The organism is Pseudomonas fluorescens (genome assembly GCF_001648775.1).
Lineage (GTDB): Bacteria > Pseudomonadota > Gammaproteobacteria > Pseudomonadales > Pseudomonadaceae > Aquipseudomonas > Aquipseudomonas fluorescens_M.
Genome location: NZ_LVEJ01000019.1, coordinates 78,500 through 102,784, shown reverse-complemented (window position 1 = coordinate 102,784; position 24,285 = coordinate 78,500). Strand labels below are relative to the sequence as shown.

Annotated in this window: 22 protein-coding genes; 12 read left to right on the top strand and 10 right to left on the bottom strand. The window is 60.5% G+C overall.

Annotation, left to right across the window (positions count from 1 at the left end):
* Positions 1 to 5: 5 nt before the first annotated feature.
* From A8O26_RS18325 to A8O26_RS18290, 8 genes are all read left to right on the top strand, one after another.
* Positions 6 to 1,940, top strand: coding sequence for a DUF294 nucleotidyltransferase-like domain-containing protein (locus A8O26_RS18325; RefSeq protein ID WP_367600758.1), 1,935 nt, complete (start codon positions 6 to 8; stop codon positions 1,938 to 1,940).
* On the top strand, positions 1,937 to 2,644 hold the full coding sequence (locus A8O26_RS18320; RefSeq protein ID WP_064119229.1) for a 3'-5' exonuclease: 708 nt from the start codon (positions 1,937 to 1,939) through the stop codon (positions 2,642 to 2,644). The genes A8O26_RS18325 and A8O26_RS18320 overlap by 4 nt, the downstream gene beginning before the upstream one ends.
* Positions 2,645 to 2,979: 335 nt before the next feature.
* Entirely contained in the window at positions 2,980 to 3,456 is a 477-nt protein-coding gene (locus tag A8O26_RS18315) for an RNA polymerase sigma factor (RefSeq protein ID WP_253756929.1), read from the top strand.
* The gene (locus tag A8O26_RS18310) at positions 3,453 to 4,427 is read left to right on the top strand and encodes a FecR domain-containing protein (protein WP_064119227.1); all 975 of its coding nucleotides are present in this window, start codon (positions 3,453 to 3,455) and stop codon (positions 4,425 to 4,427) included. The genes A8O26_RS18315 and A8O26_RS18310 overlap by 4 nt, the downstream gene beginning before the upstream one ends.
* Positions 4,428 to 4,665: 238 nt before the next feature.
* Entirely contained in the window at positions 4,666 to 7,092 is a 2,427-nt protein-coding gene (locus A8O26_RS18305; RefSeq protein ID WP_064119226.1) for a TonB-dependent siderophore receptor, read from the top strand.
* Positions 7,093 to 7,166: 74 nt separating this feature from the next.
* Positions 7,167 to 8,297, top strand: coding sequence for a PepSY-associated TM helix domain-containing protein (locus tag A8O26_RS18300; RefSeq protein WP_064119298.1), 1,131 nt, complete (start codon positions 7,167 to 7,169; stop codon positions 8,295 to 8,297).
* On the top strand, positions 8,294 to 8,473 hold the full coding sequence (locus tag A8O26_RS18295; protein WP_064119225.1) for a hypothetical protein: 180 nt from the start codon (positions 8,294 to 8,296) through the stop codon (positions 8,471 to 8,473). Before A8O26_RS18300 ends, A8O26_RS18295 begins: the two co-directional genes overlap by 4 nt.
* 182 nt (positions 8,474 to 8,655) lie before the next feature.
* The gene (locus tag A8O26_RS18290) at positions 8,656 to 9,285 is read left to right on the top strand and encodes a glutathione S-transferase (RefSeq protein WP_064119224.1); all 630 of its coding nucleotides are present in this window, start codon (positions 8,656 to 8,658) and stop codon (positions 9,283 to 9,285) included.
* Positions 9,286 to 9,496: 211 nt separating this feature from the next.
* Here the strand turns inward: A8O26_RS18290 and creD are convergent, their stop codons facing one another.
* From creD to A8O26_RS18265, 4 genes are all read right to left on the bottom strand, one after another.
* On the bottom strand, positions 9,497 to 10,867 hold the full coding sequence (creD, locus tag A8O26_RS18280) for a cell envelope integrity protein CreD (protein ID WP_064119222.1): 1,371 nt from the start codon (positions 10,865 to 10,867) through the stop codon (positions 9,497 to 9,499).
* 185 nt (positions 10,868 to 11,052) lie between these two features.
* Positions 11,053 to 12,471: a two-component system sensor histidine kinase CreC gene (creC, locus tag A8O26_RS18275; RefSeq protein WP_064119221.1), complete on the bottom strand. Its 1,419-nt coding sequence runs from the start codon at positions 12,469 to 12,471 to the stop codon at positions 11,053 to 11,055.
* Positions 12,471 to 13,151 carry a two-component system response regulator CreB gene (gene creB, locus A8O26_RS18270; protein ID WP_064119220.1) on the bottom strand — a complete coding sequence of 227 codons (681 nt, stop codon included), beginning with the start codon at positions 13,149 to 13,151 and terminating at the stop codon, positions 12,471 to 12,473. Before creB ends, creC begins: the two co-directional genes overlap by 1 nt.
* Positions 13,152 to 13,218: 67 nt before the next feature.
* Positions 13,219 to 13,722: an ATP-dependent zinc protease family protein gene (locus A8O26_RS18265; protein WP_007909997.1), complete on the bottom strand. Its 504-nt coding sequence runs from the start codon at positions 13,720 to 13,722 to the stop codon at positions 13,219 to 13,221.
* 306 nt (positions 13,723 to 14,028) lie between these two features.
* On the opposite strand from A8O26_RS18265, the gene A8O26_RS18260 reads away from it, so the two are divergent.
* Positions 14,029 to 14,916, top strand: a complete 888-nt coding sequence (locus A8O26_RS18260) for an acyltransferase (protein ID WP_064119219.1) — start codon at positions 14,029 to 14,031, stop codon at positions 14,914 to 14,916.
* 1 nt (position 14,917) lies between these two features.
* On the opposite strand, the gene A8O26_RS18255 is transcribed toward A8O26_RS18260, so the two are convergent.
* Complete coding sequence (locus A8O26_RS18255; RefSeq protein ID WP_064119218.1) at positions 14,918 to 15,475, bottom strand: DUF2780 domain-containing protein; 558 nt, start codon at positions 15,473 to 15,475, stop codon at positions 14,918 to 14,920.
* A 150-nt stretch (positions 15,476 to 15,625) separates the two neighbouring features.
* Here A8O26_RS18255 and A8O26_RS18250 point away from each other — a divergent pair, with 150 nt between their 5' ends.
* The 3 genes from A8O26_RS18250 (at position 15,626) to A8O26_RS18240 (ending at position 17,562) form a co-directional block, all read left to right on the top strand.
* A complete protein-coding gene (locus A8O26_RS18250; protein ID WP_064119217.1) occupies positions 15,626 to 16,261 on the top strand; it encodes a sigma-70 family RNA polymerase sigma factor in 636 nt (211 codons plus the stop codon).
* The gene (locus tag A8O26_RS18245; RefSeq protein WP_064119216.1) at positions 16,258 to 16,932 is read left to right on the top strand and encodes an anti-sigma factor; all 675 of its coding nucleotides are present in this window, start codon (positions 16,258 to 16,260) and stop codon (positions 16,930 to 16,932) included. The genes A8O26_RS18250 and A8O26_RS18245 overlap by 4 nt, the downstream gene beginning before the upstream one ends.
* A 153-nt stretch (positions 16,933 to 17,085) precedes the next feature.
* On the top strand, positions 17,086 to 17,562 hold the full coding sequence (locus A8O26_RS18240; RefSeq protein WP_064119215.1) for a DUF3757 domain-containing protein: 477 nt from the start codon (positions 17,086 to 17,088) through the stop codon (positions 17,560 to 17,562).
* A gap of 75 nt (positions 17,563 to 17,637) precedes the next feature.
* On the opposite strand, the gene fdhA is transcribed toward A8O26_RS18240, so the two are convergent.
* The 5 genes from fdhA to A8O26_RS18215 all read right to left on the bottom strand — a co-directional run bounded on the left by fdhA (position 17,638) and on the right by A8O26_RS18215 (position 24,280).
* Entirely contained in the window at positions 17,638 to 18,837 is a 1,200-nt protein-coding gene (fdhA, locus tag A8O26_RS18235; protein ID WP_008086916.1) for a formaldehyde dehydrogenase, glutathione-independent, read from the bottom strand.
* A 203-nt stretch (positions 18,838 to 19,040) separates the two neighbouring features.
* Positions 19,041 to 19,898 carry a formyltetrahydrofolate deformylase gene (gene purU / locus A8O26_RS18230; protein ID WP_064119214.1) on the bottom strand — a complete coding sequence of 286 codons (858 nt, stop codon included), beginning with the start codon at positions 19,896 to 19,898 and terminating at the stop codon, positions 19,041 to 19,043.
* A 224-nt stretch (positions 19,899 to 20,122) separates the two neighbouring features.
* Positions 20,123 to 20,755: a sarcosine oxidase subunit gamma gene (locus tag A8O26_RS18225; RefSeq protein ID WP_064119213.1), complete on the bottom strand. Its 633-nt coding sequence runs from the start codon at positions 20,753 to 20,755 to the stop codon at positions 20,123 to 20,125.
* A gap of 181 nt (positions 20,756 to 20,936) precedes the next feature.
* Entirely contained in the window at positions 20,937 to 23,954 is a 3,018-nt protein-coding gene (locus A8O26_RS18220) for a sarcosine oxidase subunit alpha (RefSeq protein WP_064119212.1), read from the bottom strand.
* Entirely contained in the window at positions 23,951 to 24,280 is a 330-nt protein-coding gene (locus A8O26_RS18215; protein ID WP_007913119.1) for a sarcosine oxidase subunit delta, read from the bottom strand. Before A8O26_RS18215 ends, A8O26_RS18220 begins: the two co-directional genes overlap by 4 nt.
* Positions 24,281 to 24,285 lie beyond the last annotated feature (5 nt).

Below are 24,285 nucleotides of genomic sequence, written 5' to 3'. Positions count from 1 at the left end.
TGGTTATGAGTAAAGCGGACGCCTTCACCCAGGCAGGGAAAACCGCGGTATTGCAGAACATTCAGGGCACCCTGCAATTCCTCCAGCGCTTCCCGCCCTTCAATCAGATGGAACACGCCCACCTGGCTTATCTGGTGGAGCAATGCCAGCTGCGTTTCTACGGTCAGGGGGAGAGCATCATCAAACCGGCCGACGGCCCGGTCGAACACTTCTATATCGTCAAGCAAGGCCGGGTGATCGGCGAACGCCAGCACATCACCAAACCCGGCACTGAAACCACTTTCGAAATCACCACCGGCGAATGCTTTCCCTTGGCGGCATTGTTGGGTGAACGGGCGACCCGTACCGAACATCTGGCCGGCGAAGACACCTTCTGCCTGCAACTGAACAAACTGGCGTTCATCAAACTGTTCGCCCTCTCCAACACCTTCCGCGACTTCGCCCTGCGCGGGGTCAGCAGCCTGCTCGACCAGATCAACCAGCAAGTGCAGCAGAAAGCCGTGGAAACCCTGGGCACGCAATATTCGCTGAACACGCGGCTGGGCGAACTGGCGATGCGGCACCCGGTGACTTGCGGTACCGAGACGCCACTGCGCGAAGCGGTGAAGCTGATGCACGAACAACAAGTCGGCAGCATCGTCGCGGTGGACGCACACAAGGCGCCGCTGGGGATTTTCACCCTGCGCGACCTGCGCCATGTGGTGGCTGAAGGCGTGGCGGATTTCAGTGAAGCCATCGAGCGCCACATGACGCCCGCGCCGTTTTATCTTTCGCCGGATCACAGCGCGTTCGATGCGGCGATTGCCATGACCGAGCGGCACATCGCTCACGTCTGTCTGGTCAAGGATCAGCGCCTGTGCGGCGTGGTTTCCGAGCGCGATCTGTTCTCCTTGCAACGGGTCGATCTGGTGCATCTGGCCCGGACCATTCGCAGCGCCCAGCGCGTCGAACAACTGGTGAGCCTGCGCGGCGAGATCGGCCAACTGGTCGAACGCATGCTCGCCCATGGCGCGTCCTCGACGCAGATCACCCACATCATTACTCTGCTCAACGACCACACCGTGTGCCGGGTGATTGAACTGACCCTCGCCGAGAAAGGCGATCCCGGCGTGCCGTTCAGTTGGCTGTGTTTCGGCAGCGAAGGCCGCCGTGAACAGACCCTGCACACCGATCAGGACAACGGCATTCTGTTCGACGCCCGCGATGCCGCGCACGCAGCGGAGATTCGCGGCAAGCTGCTGCCGCTGGCCCAGCAGATCAACCAAAGCCTGGCACAGTGCGGCTTCACCCTGTGCAAGGGCAACATCATGGCCGGCAACCCCGAGCTGTGTTTGTCGCGGGCAGAATGGGCGCGGCGCTTCGCGGCATTTATCCGTGAGGCGACGCCAGAAAATCTGCTCGGGTCGAGCATCTATTTCGACCTGCGAGTGGTCTGGGGCGATGAAAAAAACTGCGAGCAATTGCGCCGCGGCATTCTCGATCAGGTCGCCGACAACCGTTTGTTCCAGCGCATGATGGCCGAGAACGCCCTGCGCAATCGTCCGCCGGTGGGACGTTTCCGTGAGTTTGTGCTGGCACGCAAGAATGGCGAGAAAGCCACGCTGGATTTGAAAGTTCAGGGGCTGACACCGTTCGTGGACGGCGCGCGCTTGCTGGCGCTGGCCAACGGTATCGAGACTAATAACACCCTCGAACGCTTCCGCCAGTTAGTCGATAAACAAGTCATCGAGCCGCTGGATGGCGCGGCGTATGAAGAGGCTTATCACTTCATTCAACAAACGCGCATGCAACAGCATCAGTTACAGACCCGGGAGAATCTGCCCTATTCCAACCGCGTCGACCCCGACAGCCTCAACCATCTGGACCGGCGCATCCTGCGTGAATCGCTGCGCCAGGCGCAACGCCTGCAAAACAGCCTGACCCTGCGGTATCAGCTATGAGTCTGTTTTCTTGGCTGCGTCCGGCCAGCCCGGTTTTATCGATGAATGTGCAGCAGCGTCTGGCGAAGCTGCCGGCGATCAACGAACTGAGCGAATGCAGCCTGCGCGAACAGCGCTGGGTGGTGCTGGATCTGGAAACCACCGGGCTCAACCTGAACAAGGATCGCGTGCTGTCGATTGGCGCGGTGGTGATCGAAGACGGCGCGATCGACTTCAGCCAGCAGTTCGAGCGCACGCTGCAATGTCGCGAATTGAAGCTCAGCCCCAGCGTGTTGATTCACGGGTTGGGGCCGAATGCGATTGCCGCTGGCAGCGATCCGCCCGAGGCGTTGCTGGAGTTGCTGGAGTTTATTGGTGACTGCCCGGTGCTGGCGTTTCATGCGCCGTTTGATCAGCACATGCTCGGGCGCGCATTGAAGGAGCATCTGGGGCACAAGCTGCAGCAGGTGTTTCTCGATGTCGCCGACATCGCCCCGCTGGTGTGTCCGCAGGCGAACATCCGTGAGGCCGGGCTGGATGAGTGGATCGACTGGTTCAAGCTTGAGGTGTTCGAGCGGCACAACGCGAGTGCCGATGCATTGGCGACGGCGGAGCTGGCGTTGATTCTGTTCAGCCGGGCGCGGCAGCAGCAGATTCATAGTCCGTTGAATTTGCAGCAGCGGTTGAGTCAGTGGAAGCGGCGGCAGCAGGCGCCTTCGTTCTGAATCAAAAGCCCCTCACCCCAGCCCTCTCCCCGAGGGAGAGGGAGCCTACCGAGGTGTCTCGGGTTTTCCATCGACCTGAGAAACAGAGTCGATTATGGATTCAGCATAAATCTTTCACGTCGGTGTATTGCGTCAATATCCCCCAATCGGTCCCCTCTCCCTCCGGGAGAGGGCTAGGGTGAGGGTCCGCCTTAAACGCCCACCTGACCAGTGGCCAATTGCTAACCATTCCCACCTCTGCCACAATCGCGAACAATTCGCGTTAGTTAACATTTCCCAATCGGTGATGTCCGGTGTCGTCAGTCCCAAGCCCTCACAGTGAGCTCGTCGGTGCGATGTATCGCGACCATCGCGGTTGGCTGCTGGCGTGGCTGCGGCGCAATGTGGCCTGCCCGCAACGTGCCGAAGACCTTAGTCAGGACACGTTTGTGCGCCTGCTCGGTCGCGACGAACTGCTGACACCGCGCGAGCCGCGGGCCTTTCTGGTGGCGATCGCCAAAGGCCTGTTGTTCGACTACTTCCGTCGCGCGGCGCTGGAGCAGGCCTACCTCACCGAATTGATGCTGATCCCCGAAGGCGAACAACCCTCGGTGGAAGAACAGCAAATGATCCTCGAAGACCTCAAGGCCATCGACCGCCTGCTCGGCAAACTGTCGACCAAGGCCCGTGCCGCCTTCCTTTATAACCGCCTCGATGGCCTCAGCCATGCCGAGATCGCCGACAAACTTGGCGTCTCGGTGCCGCGTGTGCGTCAGTACCTGGCGCAAGGCATTCGTCAGTGCTACATCGCCCTGTACGGTGAGCCGACGTGAGCCCGGCCAGTTCCAGTCCCGTACCGGCGCATGTACTGGACGCGGCGATTGCCTGGCAGTTGACCCTCGATTCCAGCAGTCCGCTGGAGCGCGAGGAGTTCGCCAAATGGCATGCGGCCCATGAAGAACACGCCCGCGCCTGGCGTCAGTTGGGCATGCTCGATCAGCGTTTCAGCGTGGCCAAGGGCCCGGCCCGCAGTGCCTTGCTGCAATCGCGCGAAGGCATTCGCCGACGGGTGCGCAAGCTCGGCAGTGGGCTGGCCAGCGTTGTGGTGATTGTTGGTCTGGGCCTGTTTGCCAGTGAGCGTTATCTGCCGCTGGATTACTGGCTCGCCGATCAACGCACCGCCACGGGTGAGCAACGCACCGTGCGCCTGTCCGATGGCACCGTTCTGAATCTCAACACCCACAGTGCGGTGGACGTGCGTTTCGATGAGCAGCGCCGGCTGATCGTCTTGCAGGAAGGCGAGATTCTCGTCGAGACCGGTCACGGCGATGCGCGGCCGTTTATCGTCGAAACCCGCGAAGGCAGCATGCGCGCCTTGGGTACGCGGTTTTTGGTCAAGCGTGAGGACGAAGGTACGCGGCTGAGCGTGTTGCAGTCGGCCGTGGCCGCCCATGCGCAAGCCAATCCTGAAGAACAGATTCTGCATGAGGGTCAGCAAGTACTGCTACGCAGTGACGGACTGGACTCGATTGTCGCGCTTAACCCCGGCGCCGATGCCTGGACCCGCGGCATGCTGGTGGTGGATAACGCCCGCCTTGGCGATCTGGTGCATGAGCTCGGGCGTTATCGCCGCGGGCATCTGGGCGTGGCGCCGGACGTGGCGGATCTACGGATTACCGGCAGCTTTCCGCTGCATGACACCGATAAAGCCTTGAGCGCATTGCTGCCGACCTTGCCGGTGCAGATCGAGCGGCATACGCCGTATTGGGTCACTGTCGCGAAGGCCGATATCAAGCCTGAGTAGTGTGGCGCCTGACAAATTGCCTCCGCGAGCAAGCTCGCTCCCACAGGGAAACGCATTCCAATGTGGGAGCGAGCTTGCTCGCGAAAGGGCCATTCGACGCGCGATACAAGTCCGCTCAAACGCGTCAATCAGCGGCACTCAAACTTTAATCGAAATTATTTTCATCCAGCCCTATCACTTTTCGAATTTCATCCGGCACACAGGCAATTGAGAAATATTTCCATTCAGGAGCCGCCGTATGTCCCGTTCGCTAGACACCTTGTTGCGCCCCAGTCTGCTGGCCGTCGCCATCGCGCTCAGCGCGCCGCTGATCAGCAGTCCGTTGTTCGCTGCTGAACAAGCATCCAGCGTGCGCGCCTACAACCTGCCGGCGGCGCCGCTGTCGACCACGCTGAACCAGATCGCCAGCCAGGGCGGCCTCGCGCTGTCGTTGAACCCGTCGCTGGCGGCAGGCAAAACGTCGGCGCCAGTCAGCGGCCAATACGATGCGGCCGGCGCTCTGCGCGCGGCCCTGCGTGGCACCGGTCTGCAACTGGAACAAAGCAGCAGCGGCACATACAGCCTGGTCGCGGTGCCTGAAGGGACATTGGCCCTGCCGGAAACTTCCGTCATCGGCGTAGAAAACCTCGAAAGCGCCTGGGGCCCGGTCGAAGGCTACACCGCCACGCGCACTGCCGCCGGCACCAAGACCGACACCGCACTGGTCGAAGCACCGCGTTCGATCTCCGTCGCTACCCGTCAGCAAATGGACGACCGCAGCGTGCACAGTCTCGATGACGCGGTGCGCTACATGCCGGGCATCACCGCCAGCAGCTACGGCAGCGACACCCGCGCCGACTGGCTGCGTGTGCGCGGTTTTGAACCGACCCAGTTCCTCGACGGCCTGCCGCTGCCGAAAGGCGTGTACGCCAACCCGAAACAAGAAACCTGGAACCTCGACCGCCTCGCCCTGCTGCGCGGCCCGGCCTCCTCGGTTTACGGCCAGACCCCACCGGGTGGCTTGCTCGACATGGTCAGCCGTCGCCCAAGCGCCGAAGCCAGCAACGAAATCCAGTTGCAGTACGGCAGCGACAATCACCGCCAGATCAACTTCGCCAGCACCGGCAAGATCGATGAGGCCGGCCAGTTTCTCTATGGCCTCAGTGGTGTGGTGCGCGACAGTGGCACGCAGGTCGATCACGTCGACAACAAGCGCTACAACATCGCACCGAGCCTGACCTGGAACATCGACGACGACACCAAATTCACCCTACTGAGCCAGTTCACCCGCGACGATACCGGCATCACCAGCCAGTTCCTGCCGGTGCAGGGCACCAAGATCAAGTCGCCGCTCGGTGATATTTCCCACCACAAGAATCTGGGTGATCCGGACTGGGAATATTACGATCGCACCTACTACGCGCTGGGCTACGCCTTCGAACATCGTCTGAGCGATGTCTGGCAGTTCAAGCAGAACCTGCGCTACACCAAGTCGGATCTGTCGTTCCAGTCGCTGACACCAGGCTCCTACCCGTTCGCGCAAGTCGATGCTCAGGGTAACGTAAACCGCACCAGCACCAGCGTCGACGAAGACATCAGCCAGTTCGCCGTGGACAACAACTTCCAGGCCGACTTCGCCACCGGTGACATCCGCCACACCCTGCTGTTGGGTCTGGACCACCAGCGCAGTAACACCAACTACACCTCGATCTTCGGTGACGGCCTGCCCACCAACGTCATCACGCCGATCTACGGTCAACCGATCGTGCGCCCGGCGCGTTCCACGGCGTTTTACGATTACAACCAGAAGACCTACCAGACCGGCCTGTACATCCAGGACCAGATGGCCCTCGACCAGTGGCGCCTGACCCTCGGCGGCCGTGAAGACTGGGTGCACACCAGCACAAAGTTCATCAACAAGGGCGATGCCACCAACACCCAGCGCGACAAGGCCTTCAGCGGCAACGCCGCGCTCAGTTATGTCTTCGACAACGGTTTCGTGCCATACCTGTCGTACGCCGAATCCTTCCAGCCGACCACCGGTGCCGACGCCACCTCGACCGGCTCACTCAAGCCGACCGAAGGCAAGCAGTGGGAACTGGGCATCAAGTACCAGCCACCGGGCAGCAAAACCCTGCTGACCGCCGCCGTGTATGACCTCACCCAGAAGAACGTCTCGGTCAACACCTTCGTCAACAACGTGTCGATCACCAGCCAGACTGGCGAAGTGAAAGTCAAAGGCCTGGAGCTGGAAGCGGTTTCCGACGTCACCGACAACCTGAAAGTCATCGCCGCCTACACCCTCGCCAAATCCGAAGTGCAGAATGGCGTGGACAAAGGTAATCGCCTGCAATTGATGCCGAACCAGCAAGCCTCGCTGTGGACCGATTACACCTGGCACGCCGGCGTGCTCGACGGCTTCGGCATTGGCGGTGGCGTGCGTTACACCGGCAACACCTACGGCGACAAGGCCAATACCTGGCTGGGCAAGGCGGACGCCTACACCGTGTTCGACGCGAGCGTGCATTACGACCTCGGCCGTCTGGACAACAGCCTCAAAGGCGCGTCGCTGGCCGTCAACGCGAACAACCTGTTCGACAAGGAATACATTTCCACCTGCGACAGCTTCTACTGCTACTACGGCGACACGCGCAGTGTCGTCGCCAGCGCCACTTACAAGTGGTAAGCGATTGAGCTGAAACAGGCCCTGTGACCAGGCCGTCCTTCGTGGACGGCTTTGGTGTTTTTGAAGGTCATGAAATGAAAAGTAAAACAATTCGTCGCTGGTCGTTCATCCACACCTGGACCAGCCTGGTGTGCACCGTGTTTTTGCTGCTGCTGGCGCTGACCGGTCTGCCACTGATTTTCCATCACGAGATCGAGCACTTGCTCGGCGACGCACCGGAGGTGCGCGAGATGCCGGCCGACACGCCGCGCCTGAATCTGGCGCAACTGGTCGAGGCTGCCGAAAAACATCGCCCCGATGAGGTCGTGCAGTACTTCGGTTTCGATGACGATGAGCCGAATGCCGTACTGACGATCATGGCGAAAACCGCCGGTACCGAACCGAACTCCTCGCACACCTTCATGCTCGATGCGCGCACCGGTGAAGCGCTTGAAACGCCTTCGGCCAATGGCGGCTTGATGCTGTTTATCCTGCGTCTGCACGTCGACATGTTTGCCGGGCTGCCGGGCAAGTTGTTATTGGCGTTCATGGGATTGCTGTTTGTCGTGGCGATTATTTCGGGGACGGTGCTGTATTTGCCGTTCATGCGGCGCCTGAAATTCGGCACCGTACGCCAGGACAAGTCGACACGGCTGCGCTGGCTCGACCTGCACAACTTGATCGGCGTAGTCACCCTGACTTGGGCGCTGGTGGTGGGTGTCACCGGTGTGATCAGTGCCTGCGCCGACCTGTTGATTGCCGCCTGGCGCAACGATGCACTGACTGCGCTGATCGAGCCTTATCGCGATGCGCCAGCGCTGACGCACCTGGCCCCGGCCACGCGTTTGCTCGATATCGCCGCTGAAGTGGCACCGGGCATGAAGCCGGATTTCATCGCTTTCCCCGGCACACGGTTTTCCAGTGAGCACCATTACTCGGTATTCATGAAGGGCGGCACGCATTTGACCTCGCACTTGCTGACGCCGGTGCTGATCGATGCCACCACCCTGAAGGTCACCGCCGTGGCCGAACGGCCGTGGTACATGGACGCCATGGGCATGTCGCAGCCGCTGCACTTCGGTGACTACGGCGGTATGCCGATGAAAATCCTCTGGGCCACTCTGGATGTGCTGACGATCACTGTGCTTGGCAGTGGCGTTTATCTGTGGGTGGTGCGGCGCAAAGCGGCGAAACCTGTGCTGGAAACGGCGGAGGCGTCTGCATGAAGCCGCGTCAGTCGAATTTCTGGAAGGTGTTCAGCACGCCGATGGTGATTGCGCTGCTCAGTGCGGCGGGGTTGTTTGCGGCGTTGCTTGGGGATGGGATTTGGGATGCGTTGAGCTGGGTCGGGCTGGGTGTCCCGGCATTTCTGGCGATCAGGGGATTGTTGCAGCGCGGGTGAAATCTGTGTTGCCTGGCATGGCCCCTTCGCGAGCAAGCTCGCTCCCACATTTGAAATGCGTTCCCCTGTGGGAGCGAGCTTGCTCGCGAAGGCGGCAGTAATTCCACCATCATTTCCTCGCCAGCCTCGCTGCATCTGGCTAGGCTAACCTCCTGCTCTTCGACGATCACCGAGGTTTGCCAATGTCCGCCCCCAGCATGACCCTGTACCACAACACGCTCTCCCCGTTCGTGCGCAAAGTGATGGTATTGCTGCACGAAACCGGTCAGCAGGATCGCGTCGCCCTGCAAGACTGCGTGCTCAGCCCGGTCAGCCCGAGCGCCGAGCTCAATCTCGACAACCCGCTGGGCAAGATCCCCGCCCTGCGTCTGGCCGACGGCAATGTCATCCATGACAGCCGGGTGATCCTCGAATACCTCGATCAACAGCACGTCGGCAATCCACTGATCCCCCGCGAAGGCGCGGCCCGCTGGCGCCGCCTGACCCTGGCCTCGATGGCTGACGGGATCATGGATGCGTCGGTGATGGTGCGTTATGAACTGGTTTTGCGCGCGCCGGAAAAGCATTGGGACGAATGGCTCGAGGCTCAGCGCGACAAGATCCGCCGCGCCCTCGCTGTATTGGAAGAGAATGCGATTGCCGAGCTGACCAGCCATTTCGACGTGGCGGCGATCAGCGTCGCCTGTGCACTGGGTTACCTCGACCTGCGCTTCCCGGATCTGGGCTGGCGTGATGCCAACCCGCAACTGGCCAACTGGTTTTTTGAAGTGAGTCAGCGACCGTCCATGATCGCGACCATGCCCAAGCCTTAAATCGGCGGCGACGCCTGTTCCGGCCTCTTCGCGAGCAGGCTCGCTCCCACATTGGTTTTGGGTGTGGCAGAGAACTCTGTTTCAGCACAAATCCTGTGGGAGCGAGCCTGCTCGCGAAGGCACCACCTCGGTTCCACAGGCAAATACCCGATAATCCGCGTCACCAACTCATCCTTCCAGCACTGATCCTCACGCAACCCCAGCAACCCGCTCATTGCATCGCCCCCACATCAAACTCCAGCGGCTTGGCCGGTTTCTGCCCGATCCCGTACCAATCCAGTTTGCGCGTCAGCACCATGAACACACCGAGCAGACCGAACAGCAACAACGAGCCCATCAACAACGCGTAATCCTCGGCACTCAGCAATCCATAAAGCAGGCCATACAACGCCGCCAATCCTGCCGAAAAACTCAAACCGTGGCGCACGCTGCGCAGCACATGGCAGACATAAAACCCGATCAACAGCACACAGGCACTGGCCGACAATAGATACGCCAAGGCAAAACCGATGTGCTCCGACAACGACAGCAGCAACAGATAAAAGAACGCCAGCGCGACACCGACCAACGCGTATTGCACCGGGTGCACGGCCAGACTCTTGAGCACTTCGAAGAGGAAGAAACCGGCGAACGTCAGGACGATGAACAGCAAGGCATATTTGATCGCCCGATCGCTTTTCAGATATTGATCCACCGGGTCGATGAAACTCACACCAAAGCTGCGACCATTGAATGCCTCGCAATCATTGCCGCTCACGCAACGGCTCATGGCGTCTTGCAGGTTGGTGGAGAAAAACGTGGTCTGCCAATCGGCGCTGAAGCCCTGATCGTTGATCTCACGCTTGGCCGGCAGGAAATTGCCGATGAAACTTGGATGCGGCCAATTCGCAGTGAGGCTGACGCTGCTGGACTTGCCCACCGGCAACACCTGCAACGAACCGGTGCCTTGCAGGCGCAGGTCAAAACCAAAGCTCAGCTCGGTGGTTTTACTGGTGTCGAGCAGCGGCAGCGTCACCCGCACGCCTTCGCCAAGCCAACCCACTTGCGTGCCCGGAACGAAGTCCAGGCGCTGGCCGTCAAGTTCCAGTTTCAGCGCATTTTCGATGCCGCGAATATCGCTGATACCGACCGCGAGAAACGCTGCATCGAACTGGTAATCGCTGAAGTCTTCTTTGATGCCCAATTGCGCTGGCAATGAAAAATGGCCATTGATGCGGTTGTCGGCGTGGAACAGCCGCGCCTCATAAATGCCCCGCGCACGCAATTCGGTTTGCACCTGGCCATCGAGTTCGAAACGCTCCGGCAGGAAGTACAAACGGCCGCGCTCTTCGCTCGGTTCGTCGTAGCGCTGGTTGGTTTTGTCGTTGGTTTTCCAGTTGTGAATCACCTTGCGATACGGCACCACCATCACCGGCCCGCTCAGTTGCTGGCTGTAGCTGGAGCTGCGGGCGATGTCTTCAAGCACGCCGTCGCGCAGCTGTTGGCGGTCGTCGATGACGCCGTCGATCATCAGCAGCGGGATCAGCAACAGCAGGATCAGCACGGCGATGGCGCCGAGCTTTATCGTCAGATTCTTGTTCATGGGACTCTCCCTGTTTGGATGGGGAGAGTCTGGTGATCGGGTGTGGGGGTTTTGTGGGGGGAATGTGGAGATTGTGTGGAGACTTCACCGGCCCCTTCGCGAGCAGGCTCGCTCCCACATTGGTTCTGTGTCGTTCACAAATCCCCCGTGGGAGCGAGCCTGCTCGCGAAGGCAACGAATCGGTATCAAGGCAAGCGCAATGTCACTTCCACACCGTTCTCGACATTGCGAATCTGCATCGACCCACCATGCAACTTGACCACCTCTTCAACGAAGTTAAGTCCCAGCCCCGTACTTTTGCGCCCACTGTCCGGTCGCGGCAATGAGTAAAAACGCTCGGTCAATCGCGGCAAGGCGTAATCGGGAATCGGGGCGGTTTCATTGAACAACCGAAACTCAATCTGCTCGCCAACCCGCTCGGCACTGAAGCGCAGCAGCCCCTGCTGCGGGGTGAAATCCAGCGCATTCTCCAGCAGATTACCCAACGCCTGACGCAGCAGAAACGGCTCGCCAATCAGCAACAGATCCGCCGCAATCGCCTGCTCGACCCGTAATTGCTTGCCCTCGATCCGCGCCGCCTGACCTTGCAACAACTGATCAACCAACGCCGCCAAAGGCACAGCGACCCGCTCCTCCAAGCCTTGGCGCTGTTCGACCTGCGCGAGATTCAACAGCCGTTCGATCAACTGCTGCATCCGCGCACTTTCGCTGTCGATGTTGCCGACAAAGCGCAGTCGCTGAACCGGCGGCATGTCGCCTTGCAGCAACTCCGCCGCACCACGAATCGCTGCCAGCGGACTTTTCAGTTCATGAGTCAGCGTGTGCACATAGCGCTCAACGTACGCCTTGCCTTCCAGTTGTGTGCGCATCTGCTCAACCGCCGAGGCGAGCTGTTCCAGTTCACCACCCCGGTAATGCGGCACTTCCACCCGCCGGCCCTCGCTCACCGCTTGGGCATAACCGGTCAGGCGGTGCAGCGCACGGCTCAGCCACCACGACAGCAAGGCGCCGAACAACAGACCGAGGCCGATCAAGCCCGCGCCGTAAAACAGCAAACGCCGTTCGGTGCGATCGACATAAGGCTGCAATGAGCTGTTGGGCTTGGCCACGGTGACCACGCCGATGATCTTGCCGTTGTCGCGGATCGGCGCGCCGACGTGCATCACTGACGAACTCGCGTCATCCGGATCGCTGCGGCTCGAACGTGCGCCGTATTCGCCGCGCAAGGTCAGGTAGACGTCGTTCCAGCGCGAGTAATCCTGACCGACCGCGACGCCACTGGAATCGAGCACCACAATGCCCTTGGCGTCAGTCACGTAGATGCGGTGGTTGACCTGATTTTTCGGCAAGCCCCAAATGGTCGCTTGCGGCTGGCGCTCACCATACGCGCGCAGCAGCTCGGGCCAGCGGTTCTCGCTGAGGGTGCCGGCCTTGAAATCGTCACGGAGGATTTCTGCCATCAGGTTGGCGGTATCGACCAGGGTTTCTTCGGTGGACTGGCGCACGCCGGGACGGATTTCTTCCATCACCGTGTTGAGCACGAAATAACCGGTGAGGCCGACAAACAGCACATACACCAGAAAGATCCGCAGCCCCAGCGACATCAGCTGTGCCCCGGGCTGTAACTGTAACCGAGGCCGCGATGGGTCTGGATCGGCTCGGCATCGGCACGCACCAGCCGCAGTTTGGCGCGCACGCTTTTGATGTGGCTGTCGATGCTGCGCTCGTAACCGGCGTCAGCCGCTACGCCCAACGCATCGAGCAATTGCTCGCGGCTGAACACCCGTTCGGGTTGTTCGAGCAGGCATTGCAACAGGCGAAATTCGTGGCGGGTGAGGCTCAACGTCTGGCCGCGATAGATGATTTGAATCCGTTCCGGATCGATTCTAAATAGCGCGGAAGTGGCTTCAATCGCCGGACGCGGTGCCATGCGCTTGAGGATGGCCTTGACCCGCGCCGCGACTTCACGTGGGCTGAATGGCTTGACCACGTAATCGTCGGCGCCAATCTCCAGCCCGACCACGCGATCAATCTCGGCATCGCGAGCACTGAGGAACAGCACCGGCACTTCGCTGAAGCGCCGCAGCTGTTTGCAGGTCTCGAAGCCGCTGATGTCCGGCAGGCCGATGTCGAGGATGATCAGATCGGCCGGGGTTTGCCGCTGATGTTCAAGCGCCGCCGCGCCGAGGCTCAGCCACGTGGTGCCGAACCCCTCGCCTTGCAGGGCGAAAATCAGCGTGTCGGCAATCGCCGCTTCGTCTTCGACAATCAGGATATGAGGCATGGCGTCCGAGCCCGTGGTTGAGTGCGCGAACGGTGCCCCAAGCCCGACGTTACGTCAATGAGACCACTTAGCAGTCCGGCTTGTCGGCGGTGAAGCGCCGCGCCGGATTCACCGCAGCGCCGAACTCGCGCAAGGCCTTGGCACCGATCAGCAGCGGGTAGTTGAAGTTGCTGCGGTCGGTCAGGTTGACCTCGACGGTACGCTTGACGTTGCCCAGGCACAGCTCCAGATCGACCACCGGGCGTTTGGCGACTTCGGTGCTTTCGCCCTCGTCCTCTTCATCCGAACGGCTCTTGATCTTGCTGATCCGCGCGACCTTGTGTTCATAAACCTTGTTGCTGGCGTCTTTGGTGCCGAGGCGGAACCGTACCCATTCATCGCCATCGCGGGTGAAGGTCTCGATGTCCTTGGCCGACAGCGAGGCGGTCAGCGCACCGGTGTCCATCTTGGCCTTGAGCACTTCGCCGCCGATTTCCGGCAGTGCGATGTATTCGTAGCGCCCGTACAGGGTCGGCTCGGCGGCCATGACCGGCAGGGCGACGAGGGCAAACAGTGCAAGGAGGGATTTCACGTAAGGGGCTTCCTTGGAAAATGAGGGCGGCAAACGCGAGATTTTAGACACCCAGTAAGTAATTCGTTCGCCTTGAAATCGCTTCGCGAGCAAGCTCGCTCCCACAGGGACTTATGTCGAACACTCTTCCTGAGTACATCTGAATACACTGTGGGAGCGAGCCTGCTCGCGAAGGGGCCAGCACATTCAACACAACGCTTGAGCAAAGCATCCCGGCCCAAAAGTGAAACATTCGTCACCACCGATTTGGCCTGCCGCGCGAAGCTGCTTATCATGACGCGCCCATCCGTTTGCAAAGAGTTGCTTATGCGCCGCCTGCTCACCGGCTGTTTCGTCACCCTGCTGCTGTTGCTCAACACCCTGATCCTGATCGGACCGTTGCTGGTGTTTGCCCTGCTCAAACTGGTCGCCCCGGGCCGCTGGCGCGATTACGCGTCGGGGGCGGTGATGTGGATCGCCGAGACCTGGGCCGAGATCGACAAGCTGATTTTCCGCCTGTGCATTCCCACTCAATGGGATATTCGCGGCGGCGAAGGCCTGCGCGGCGACACGTCTTATCTGGTGATCAGCAATCACCAGTCGTGGGTCGATATTCCGGCGCTGATCCAGACGCTCAACCGGCGCACGCCGTTCTTCAAATTCTTCCTCAAGAAAGAACTGATCTGGGTGCCGTTTCTGGGGCTGGCGTGGTGGGCGCTGGATTACCCGTTCATGAAGCGCTACACCAAGGCATTCCTGGCCAAGCACCCGGAACTGGCCGGCAAGGATCTGGAAATCACCAGACAGGCCTGCGAGCTGTTCAAGCGTCAGCCCGTGACCGTGGTGAATTATCTGGAAGGTACGCGCTACACCGCCGCGAAAAGTGCCGAGCAACAATCACCGTTCCGCCACTTGCTCAAGCCCAAGGCCGGCGGCGTGGCGTTTGTGTTGGCGGCGATGGGTGAACAGCTGGATGCGATTCTCGACGTCACCGTGGTTTATCCACAGGCGAACATTCCGGGGTTCTGGGATTTGATCAGCGGCAACGTGCCGCGCGTGATCATCGACATCAAGACCCGCGACCTCGACCCGGCGCTGTGGCAGGGCGATTACGAGAACGATCCGGCGTTTCGCCAGAAGGTCCAGAGCTGGGTCAACCAGCTCTGGAACGAAAAAGATCAGCGCATCGCCGAACTGCGCAGCGAGCGCCGCTGAATCAGCTACCGGTGCCGGCGCCCCAGATACTGCCCAGACTTTGCAGCAGCGGGCCGCCGACGCCTTGGTCACCGAGGTACTTGAGCAGCACCGGGGCAAACTGGCCGACCATGCCGCTGTCCATGCCCAAGGCGCCGAAAGCGTTGTTCAGGTCATTGGTGTCCTTGACGTTGCCCAGCGCATTTTCCAGACCGGCGGACTTGCCGGACTGACCGAGCAACCCGCTCAATGCCGCCAGGTTGCCGCTACCGCCCGACAGCTTGTCGATGCCCGGCACTTCTTTGGCCAACTGCGAATAATCGGTGCTGCTCAATTGGTTCTTGGCCAGGCCAAGCATGGCGCTGGTGCCGCCGACCGCTTGCTGCGGCGTAACACCCAGGCCGGTGACGGCCTGCAGCAGACCGGCGGTTTCCGAGGTCGGCGCGGCGGCGGTGGCAGCGTTGCCGCCCTGCATGCTCGAAGCAGCCTTGGTCACGTCGTCCAGACTGAAACCGGCGAACACCGGGCTGGCCGCAAGGGTCATCAGCGAAGCCATGGCAATACCGCGTGAAATCTTCATTCAGACATCCTCTTGCGCTGTGAAAACCACCCGTTGATTGGGCAGCGAAACTGCCGGTTTGACCGGGTATCTGCCGGCATGTTCCGGCGCGGCGCATCCATTTTCATCCGGCCTGCGTATATAAAACGTGAAATCCCGGACACCCTCGCGATGAATGGCACAACCGCTGTCGCTGAACTAGCCTGTGAACAGTCCGAGTCTCGCCCTCGCGCGCTCACTTTTGCCTGGAGAGTGGTCATTTCCATCGCCGACACCGATCAGCTGCGACAGTTGTTGGCCCAGTGTTCACTGGGTGATCGTCGCGCCTTCGAAACGCTCTATCGCAGCGTTGGCCCGCGCCTGCACGGCGTGGCTTTGCGCTTCATGGGCCGCGCCGATCTGGCCGAAGAAGTGCTGCAGGAAGCCTTCGTGCGCATCTGGAACAACGCCTCGCGCTACGAAGCGCACCTGTCGGCACCGCTGACCTGGATGATCAACATCACCCGCAATCAAGCCATCGACCAGTTGCGCAAACACCGCGACCGGCCGCTGACTGACCTCGAACAGGATGCGCTGGCGGACGAAAGCCCTTCTGCTCACGATCAACTGAACAGTGCCCGCGAGGCTCATGCCCTGAACCGCTGCCTGGAAACCCTCGACGGCATGCAGCGCCAATCGATCACCGTGGCCTACTTTCAGGGATTGTCGTGCACGGAACTCGCCGATCACCTGGCCACACCATTGGGGACAGTCAAATCGTGGATCCGTCGTGGCATGGAACGTCTGCGCCGGTGCCTTGAATCATGAACTACCAGACCCCTGCCCTGCGCCGCGCCCTCGCCGCCGATTACGCCATCGGGCTGATGCCTGCGGCGGCACGGCGGCGCTTTGAACAATTGTTGCTGGATGACGCGGCATTAAGGGCTGAACTGGCGCAATGGCAGGAAAGCCTGAGCGCTTTAACGCAAGCGCTGCCGGAACATCCAGTGCCCGACCGCGTCTGGCAAGGCATCACCGCGCGGATCGAACCGCAAGTGCTGCACGTGCCTGAGAAACGGCCATTCTGGAACTGGCTACGACTCACCGCTGCGGTCTGCTCCATCGCTGTGCTGGTGTTCCTCGGCTCGCTGTACAACCGCGACGACGCCCGCTACCGCGCCACCCTGCTGAGCGCCGATGCGCAACCGGCACTGAAGGTCGAGGCGCATGCGGATTATTTGCAAGTCGAGCCGCTGACGCTGGCGGCGGTTGATGCGGATCGTAGTCTGGAATTGTGGGCGATTCCGGCGGATGGCAAACCGATTTCCCTCGGCGTGATCCCGGCGGGAGGCAACGGCAAGGTTGAGCTGAGCGAGGCGCAGAAAGCCTTGATCGGTAAACCGATTGCGCTGGCGGTAAGTCTTGAGCCTAAAGGTGGTTCGCCGACCGGGCAGCCGACGGGACCGGTTCTATATCAAGGCGCGCTGGCGGCGCTCTGAGTGCAGAAATCGGTTGATCGCTTGAATCATTTACTTAGTGAAAATTCGTTTCATTATTTCAAATTGGGCTATAAAACTGTCAGATCTGACAGTGGTCGACAAGTACCTAACCAGCCAATATTGCTGCTCCTGCCCTGTAACGGAGTACAGAAAATGAAGCTGAAAATTGCTACCGCCATTCTTGGCTTGGCTGCGATGAGCAATGTGAATGCGGAACAATGCCCGGAGGTTTCACAGATATCCCAAACTGCACTACCTGGCGGTGGATTCGAATACAAAGCCCCCTTTGCTGCTACGAGCCAAAAGCTTGAGTGGACTGGTGGAGATAAATGGACCGGAGAAAGCGATAAGGAAAAACTCGCTTTCACCTCGGCGCGTATCCAGCCAGAAGTTATTGATAAGACAGACCCGAAAAAATCCAAGGTCTGGAGCGTAATTTGTCGGTATGAGGGGCAAGGTGCAGGTAATGAAGAGGCCAACGCGACCATGGTGCTCAAACCCGGAAAAGAGATCACAACCGCCTCTCCCCAGTGGGGCAAACAGCCAGAAGGCAGCGTCAGCACGGCAGCTGTGAGCAAGTTGGATTGTGGGGCGAAAGAACCTGCGAAATGTGCGTTCAAGCTGAACTGAAAAGCTGAATCTGGCGCGTGAAGCAAGATTAGAAACGGCGACCCTGAGGTCGCCGTTTTGTATTGCGCTTGAGCCTTACGCCGCACTAAACAACTTGTGCGGATCAATCACAAACTTCTTCGGCACGCCCGCATCGAACTCGCCGTAACCTTCCGGCGCCTGATCGAGGCTGATCACTTGCACGCCCACCACTTCAGCAATGTTGATGCGATCCCACATGATCGCCTGCATCAGTTGGCGGTTGTACTTCATCACTGGCGTCTGGCCAGTGTGGAAGCTGTGCGACTTGGCCCAGCCCAGACCGAAGCGAATGCTCAGGCTGCCCATTTTCGCGGCAGCGTCCACGGCACCCGGATCTTCGGTGACGTACAGACCTGGAATACCGATCTTGCCGGCAACACGCACCACGCCCATCAGTGAGTTGAGCACGGTGGCCGGTGCTTCCGATTTGGCACCGTCATGGCCGTGACCGCGGGCTTCGAAACCGACGCAGTCCACCGCGCAATCCACTTCGGGCTCGCCCAGCAACGCAGCGATTTGTTCGTGCAGCGGCGCGTCTTTCGACAGGTCGACGATTTCAAAACCCTGGGCCTTGGCGTGAGCGAGGCGAATGGTGTTGACGTCGCCGATGATCACCACCGCCGCACCGAGTAACCGCGCAGAGGCAGCAGCGGCCAGACCGACCGGGCCGGCGCCGGCAATGTAAACAGTGCTGCCCGGGCCAACGCCGGCTGTTACGGCGCCGTGGTAACCGGTGGGCAGAATGTCGGAGAGGCAGGTCAGGTCACGGATTTTCTCCATGGCCTTGTCGCGATCCGGCAGTTTCAGCAGGTTGAAGTCGGCGTACGGCACCAGCACATATTCGGCCTGGCCACCGGTCCAGTCGCCCATGTCGACGTAGCCGTAAGCGCCGCCGGCACGCGCCGGGTTGACGGTCAGGCAGACGCCGGTGTGTTGCTCTTTGCAGGAACGGCAGCGCCCGCAAGCGACGTTGAACGGCACGGAGACCAGATCACCGATTTTCAGGTTTTCGACGTCGGAGCCTTTTTCGATCACCTCGCCGGTGATCTCGTGGCCCAGCACCAGACCGGTCTGCGCCGTGGTACGGCCGCGCACCATGTGTTGGTCGGAGCCGCAGATGTTGGTGGAAACCACTTTGAGAATGACCCCGTGCTCGATCTTGCGACCGCGCGGGTCCTGCATTTTCGGATAGTCGATTTTCTGTACTTCGACCTTGCCAGCGCCGAGATACACCACACCACGATTGCCAGACATGCTTTCACCTCGCTGTTGTTTTTATGGAACCGCGTTGCCCAGGCAGGCAGCGCGTTAAGTGCTCGGGTTACTGCTTGTTGGTTTTGCGTTGTCAGTTATGGCCCCTTCGCGAGCAGGCTCGCTCCCACAGTTGATCTTTGGTGTGACAGAGACCTGTGTTTCACACAAATCCCTGTGGGAGCGAGCCTGCTCGCGAAAGCGATCTAAAGAACGACGGTTCTGTTGGCGTTCAAAAACACCCTTCTTTCGATGTGATACCCAACGGCACGGGCAAGGGTCAGGCCTTCAATATCCCGCCCCTTGGCAATCAGATCCTCAGGGTAATGACTGTGATCCACCGCCTCGACGCCTTGGGCAATGATCGGCCCTTCGTCGAGGTCGTTATTGATGTAATGCGCCGTCGCACCGACCAGTTTCACGCCCTTGTTATAGGCCTGGTGATACGGCTTGGCGCCCTTGAAGCCCGGCAGCAGCGAGTGATGAATATTGATCGCTTTACCATCGAGCTTGCGGCACAACTCCGGCGACAGCACCTGCATGTAGCGGGCGAGGATCACCAGTTCAGCGCCGGACTCTTCGATCACCTGCCACACCTGACGCTCCTGCGACGGCTTGTCGTTGGGGTCGAGGGGGAAATGGTAGTAGGGAGTCTGGTGCCAGTCGGCCAGCGGTTTCAAATCCGGATGGTTGGAGACCACCGCCGCCACGTCCATCGACAACTGGCCGATGCGCTGGCGGTAGAGCAAGTCGTTAAGGCAGTGATCGGCCTTGGAGACCATGATCACCACTTTTGGCCGGTAGTTCGGCGCGGTCAGCTCGAAGATCATGCCGAAGGCCTGACCACGTTCGGCGAGGCCTGCGCGGAAGGATTGTTCGTCGAAGCCGTCGGGCTGGCGGAATTCCACGCGAATGAAAAAACGCCCGGAGAGGCGGTCATCGAACGAATGGTGCTCGGTGACGTAGCAACCCTGCTCGAACAGGAAACGCGTGACCGCGTCCACCGTGCCGAGGACGCTGGGGCAGTCGGCGGTCAGAATCCATGTGTCTGGGGCGCGGCTCATGGTGCGGTGACTCCTGTTCTTTGTGCGGGGTGTCTGGGGGATTTTTGCCCCTCACCCTAGCCCTATCCCGGAGGTAGAGGGGACTGACCGAGGTGTTCGTTCGAGCTACGCCGACCTGAAATATCGCGGGTGAATATAGATCACAAAAACACCCGAGATCCGCTCCCTTTCCCCCTCTCCCCCTTGGGGGAGAGGGCTGGGGTGAGGGGGTGGCTTTTGATCTGTCAGGCCTGAACGCTCAAGCCGTACTCAGCCGAGGCATCCTGCAACCACAACCACCAATAGTCCGAAAAGCTGCGACGAATCAGCAATTCCCAAGTGTCTTCGGCCGTGTGACGAATCATCAACTGCGACTTGGCGAACACTGTGCCAACCGCCTTACCCACCGGAAAGTTATTCGGGTGCACGTCATAACTGGTCGACTTCATCAGCACCTGACGCACGTTCGGCCCGCTCAGTTCGAGCACTTGCTGGCCGCCACTGACGTTGACGATCGCGATGTGCAGATCGCCCAGCGCTTCACGCAGTTTCTGTTCGGCGGCGAACTCTTCACCGCTCGGCACGATCAGCAGCCACTCGTCCGGGCCCATCCATTGCAGGCTGGTTTCGCCTTTGACGATAACGCTCAGAGCGCCGGGCAGTTCAATGCCCAGGGCTTTGTGCACACCGGCGGCGAACGCGGCATCGTGGCCATCACCACGGATGGTCAGGTGGCCGAGGAGTTTCTTTTCCCGCACGATCACGCCGGCGTTCTTGCGGCCCTTGCCGACCAGGCTGGCGAGGTCGGCATGGTGCAGCGACGACTCGGCACGGGCACCGGTGATCGGGCGTTGTTGGTACACGTTGGCTGTGGTCATAAAGCACCTATATCAATTCTGTTGGTTCCGGTCCCTGTAGTGGCTGTACTGCCGCCTTCGCGAGCAAGCTCGCTCCCACACTGGACTGATGCCTGACACAAATTCCATTAACAACCCGAAACCTGTGGGAGCGAGCTTGCTCGCGAAGGCGACATCAGCCACCCCACAGGGCCCGAAGCTGTCAGATGTTCTGGCGATCACCCTTCGGATCGAAGAACACCGAAGAAACAATCTCCGCCTCGATCACGCTGCCATCGGCCAGCGGTGCAAACACCCGCTCACCGAGACGCTTCAGACCGCCCTTGACCACACCCATGGCAAACGAATAACCGAGGGAGTTGTGCGCGTAGCTGGAAGTCACGTGGCCGACCATGGTCATCGGGATCGCCTGCTTGGTGTTGAACACCAACTGCGCACCTTCCGGCAGCCAGACGTTCGGATCGATCGGCTTCAAGCCCACCAACTGTTTGCGCTGATCCTTCACGCAATCTTCACGGTTCATGCCACGCTGGCCGATCCACGAGAACGGTTTGGTGCGACCGACGCACCAGCCCATGTTCAAGTCGTCCGGGGTCATCGAGCCGTCAGTGTCCTGACCGACAATAATGAAACCCTTCTCGGCGCGCAGGACGTGCATGGTTTCAGTGCCGTACGGCGTCAGGTTGTACTGCTTGCCGGCCTCGACGATTTTCTCCAGCACGCCCATCGCGTAGTCGGCCTGCACGTTGACTTCGTACGACAGCTCCCCGGTGAACGAGATACGGAACACCCGCGCCGGCACACCGCCGACCAGACCTTCTTTCCAGGTCATGAACGGGAACGCTTCGTTGCTCAGATCAATGTCAGTCACGGCGCTGAGCAGCTTGCGGCTGTTCGGCCCGGACAGGGTCATGGTTGCCCAGTGGTCGGTGACGGACGTGAAGTAAACCTTCATGTCCGGCCATTCGGTCTGGTGGTACAGCTCCAGCCATTGCAGCACGCGCGCCGCGCCGCCGGTGGTGGTGGTCATGACGAAATGGTTGTCGGCCAGACACGCCGTGACACCGTCGTCGAAGACCATGCCGTCTTCTTTGCACATCAAACCGTAGCGGGCCTTGCCCACGTCGAGTTTGGTCCAGGCGTTGGTGTACACGCGGTTGAGGAACTCGCGGGCATCCGGGCCTTGAATGTCGATCTTGCCGAGGGTTGAGGCGTCGAGCAGGCCGACGCTGTCGCGCACGGCTTTGCATTCGCGCTTCACGGCGGTGTGCAGGTCTTCACCGTTTTTCGGGAAGTACCAAGGACGTTTCCACTGACCGACGTCTTCAAACTCGGCGCCGCTCTTCACATGCCAGGCGTGCAGCGCGGTGTGGCGCACCGGTTCGAAGATGTGCCCACAGTGACGACCGGCCACGGCGCCGAAAGTCACCGGCGTGTAGTTCGGGCGGAACATCGTGGTGCCCATCTGCGGGATGGTCACGTTCAGCGATCGCGCGGCAATGGCCAGACCGTTGACGTTGCCGAGCTTGCCCTGATCGGTGCCGAAACCCAGCGCGGTGTAGCGTTTGACGTGCTCGACCGACTCGAAACCTTCGCGGGTTGCCAGTTCGATGGCGGCGGCAGTCACGTCGTTTTGCAGGTCGACGAATTGCTTCGGCGCCCGTGCGGTGTTCTTTTCATGCGGCACCTGGAACAGCGCCAGCGTCGGCTCTTCATGACGGCTCAGGGCTTTTGGCAGCACGCCTTCGACGGTTTGGAAACCGGCTTCAGCGGCAGCACGCACACCACCCTCAAAACCATCAGCCAGTGAATCGCCGAGGCCGTAAACGCCGTTGATGCCACCGACGCACACGCGTTTCTGCGGCGCTTCGCCCGGTACGAAACCGAGGATGTCTTCACGCCAGGTCGGTTTGCCGCCAAGGTGCGAAGCCAAGTGAACGACCGGGCTGTAACCGCCGGAACTGGCGATCACGTCGCAGTCGAGCCATTCCCCCGGGCTGGTCACGGCATGTGCTTTGACATCGATCGCGGCAACGCGGGCAGCGGTGACGCGCTTGCTGCCACGGGCTTCGATCACGGCGCTGCCGGTGAGGATACGAATACCTTTGGCGCGCGCTTCTTCCACCAGCGCACCACGTGGATTGCTGCGCGCATCGGCGATGGCGACCACTTGCAGGCTGGCGTCGAGCCAATCCAAAGCGACGCGATAAGCGTGATCGTTGTTGGTCGACAGAACGAGCTTCTTGCCCGGTGCCACGCCATAACGACGGACGTAAGTCGACACCGCACCAGCAAGCATGTTGCCCGGCACGTCGTTGTTGCCGTAAACCAGCGGACGCTCGCAAGCACCGGTCGCCAGCACCACACGCTTGGCGCGAACCCGGTGAATGCGCTGGCGCACCTGACCGATCGGCGCGCGGTCACCGAGGTGATCGGTGAGGCGTTCGTGAATGGTCAGGAAGTTGTGGTCGTGGTAACCGTTGACCGTGGCGCGCGGCAACAGCAGCACGTCCGGGGTGTTCTTCAGTTCCGTGATGACGCTGGCGACCCAGTCCATCGCCGGTTTGCCATCGAGGCTTTCGCGGGAATCGAGCAGGCTGCCGCCGAACTCTTCCTGCTCGTCCGCCAGAATCACTCGGGCACCGCTGCGCGCCGCTGCCAGTGCAGCCGCCAGACCGGCGGGGCCGGCGCCGACGATCAGCACGTCGCAGTGCTGGTTCATGTAGTCGTAGGTGTCCGGATCGACTTCGGTCGGCGAACGACCAAGACCGGCAGCCTTGCGAATATACTTCTCGTACGTCATCCAGAACGATTGCGGGTACATGAAGGTTTTGTAGTAGAAACCCGGCGGCATCAGCTTGCCGCCGACCTTGCCGAGAATGCCCATCATGTCGTTGTTGACGCTCGGCCAGCCGTTGGTGCTGGTCGCGACCAGACCTTGATACAGCGCCTGTTGCGTGGCGCGCACGTTGGGGATCTGCGTAGCTTCAGTGGCGCCTATCTGCAGCACCGCGTTCGGCTCTTCGGCACCGGCGGCGAAGATCCCGCGAGGACGCGAGTACTTGAAGCTGCGGCCGATGATGTCGACGCCGTTGGCGATCAGTGCGGCGGCCAGCGAGTCACCCTCGAAGCCTTTGTAGCTCTGGCCGTTGAAGGTGAAGCTCAGCACTTTGTTGCGGTCGATCCGTCCACCGTTGGACAGGCGATTGGTCTGGCTCATACCTTCTCTCCCAGCGCCGTCGTGGCTGTTTTCGCCGAGTCAGCCTTGTCGGTGAATTGCGGCTTGGTGCCGATCTTGTAGGTTTCGAGAATCTCGTAGGTCACGGTGTCGCGGGTGACGTTGAAGTACTGGCGGCAACCGGCGACGTGATCCCACAACTCGTGGTGCAGACCACGGGGGTTATCGCGGAAGAACATGTAGTCGCCCCACTCCTCGTCGGTGCAGGCGCCTGGATCGAGCGGGCGCGGAATATGCGCCTGACCGGATGCGTGGAATTCCTCTTCGGAGCGCAGTTCGCCGCAGTGAGGACAGAAGATATGCAACATGGGGA

Coding starts and splice junctions, on each gene's coding strand:
- A8O26_RS18325 (WP_367600758.1), top strand. CDS start 6: ATGAGTAAAGCGGACGCCTTCACCCAGGCAGGGAAAACCGCGGTATTG.
- A8O26_RS18320 (WP_064119229.1), top strand. CDS start 1,937: ATGAGTCTGTTTTCTTGGCTGCGTCCGGCCAGCCCGGTTTTATCGATG.
- A8O26_RS18315 (WP_253756929.1), top strand. CDS start 2,980: ATGTATCGCGACCATCGCGGTTGGCTGCTGGCGTGGCTGCGGCGCAAT.
- A8O26_RS18305 (WP_064119226.1), top strand. CDS start 4,666: ATGTCCCGTTCGCTAGACACCTTGTTGCGCCCCAGTCTGCTGGCCGTC.
- A8O26_RS18300 (WP_064119298.1), top strand. CDS start 7,167: ATGAAAAGTAAAACAATTCGTCGCTGGTCGTTCATCCACACCTGGACC.
- A8O26_RS18295 (WP_064119225.1), top strand. CDS start 8,294: ATGAAGCCGCGTCAGTCGAATTTCTGGAAGGTGTTCAGCACGCCGATG.
- A8O26_RS18290 (WP_064119224.1), top strand. CDS start 8,656: ATGTCCGCCCCCAGCATGACCCTGTACCACAACACGCTCTCCCCGTTC.
- creD (WP_064119222.1), bottom strand. CDS start 10,867: ATGAACAAGAATCTGACGATAAAGCTCGGCGCCATCGCCGTGCTGATC.
- creC (WP_064119221.1), bottom strand. CDS start 12,471: ATGTCGCTGGGGCTGCGGATCTTTCTGGTGTATGTGCTGTTTGTCGGC.
- creB (WP_064119220.1), bottom strand. CDS start 13,151: ATGCCTCATATCCTGATTGTCGAAGACGAAGCGGCGATTGCCGACACG.
- A8O26_RS18260 (WP_064119219.1), top strand. CDS start 14,029: ATGCGCCGCCTGCTCACCGGCTGTTTCGTCACCCTGCTGCTGTTGCTC.
- A8O26_RS18255 (WP_064119218.1), bottom strand. CDS start 15,475: ATGAAGATTTCACGCGGTATTGCCATGGCTTCGCTGATGACCCTTGCG.
- A8O26_RS18250 (WP_064119217.1), top strand. CDS start 15,626: ATGAATGGCACAACCGCTGTCGCTGAACTAGCCTGTGAACAGTCCGAG.
- A8O26_RS18245 (WP_064119216.1), top strand. CDS start 16,258: ATGAACTACCAGACCCCTGCCCTGCGCCGCGCCCTCGCCGCCGATTAC.
- A8O26_RS18240 (WP_064119215.1), top strand. CDS start 17,086: ATGAAGCTGAAAATTGCTACCGCCATTCTTGGCTTGGCTGCGATGAGC.
- fdhA (WP_008086916.1), bottom strand. CDS start 18,837: ATGTCTGGCAATCGTGGTGTGGTGTATCTCGGCGCTGGCAAGGTCGAA.
- purU (WP_064119214.1), bottom strand. CDS start 19,898: ATGAGCCGCGCCCCAGACACATGGATTCTGACCGCCGACTGCCCCAGC.
- A8O26_RS18225 (WP_064119213.1), bottom strand. CDS start 20,755: ATGACCACAGCCAACGTGTACCAACAACGCCCGATCACCGGTGCCCGT.
- A8O26_RS18220 (WP_064119212.1), bottom strand. CDS start 23,954: ATGAGCCAGACCAATCGCCTGTCCAACGGTGGACGGATCGACCGCAAC.
- A8O26_RS18215 (WP_007913119.1), bottom strand. CDS start 24,280: ATGTTGCATATCTTCTGTCCTCACTGCGGCGAACTGCGCTCCGAAGAG.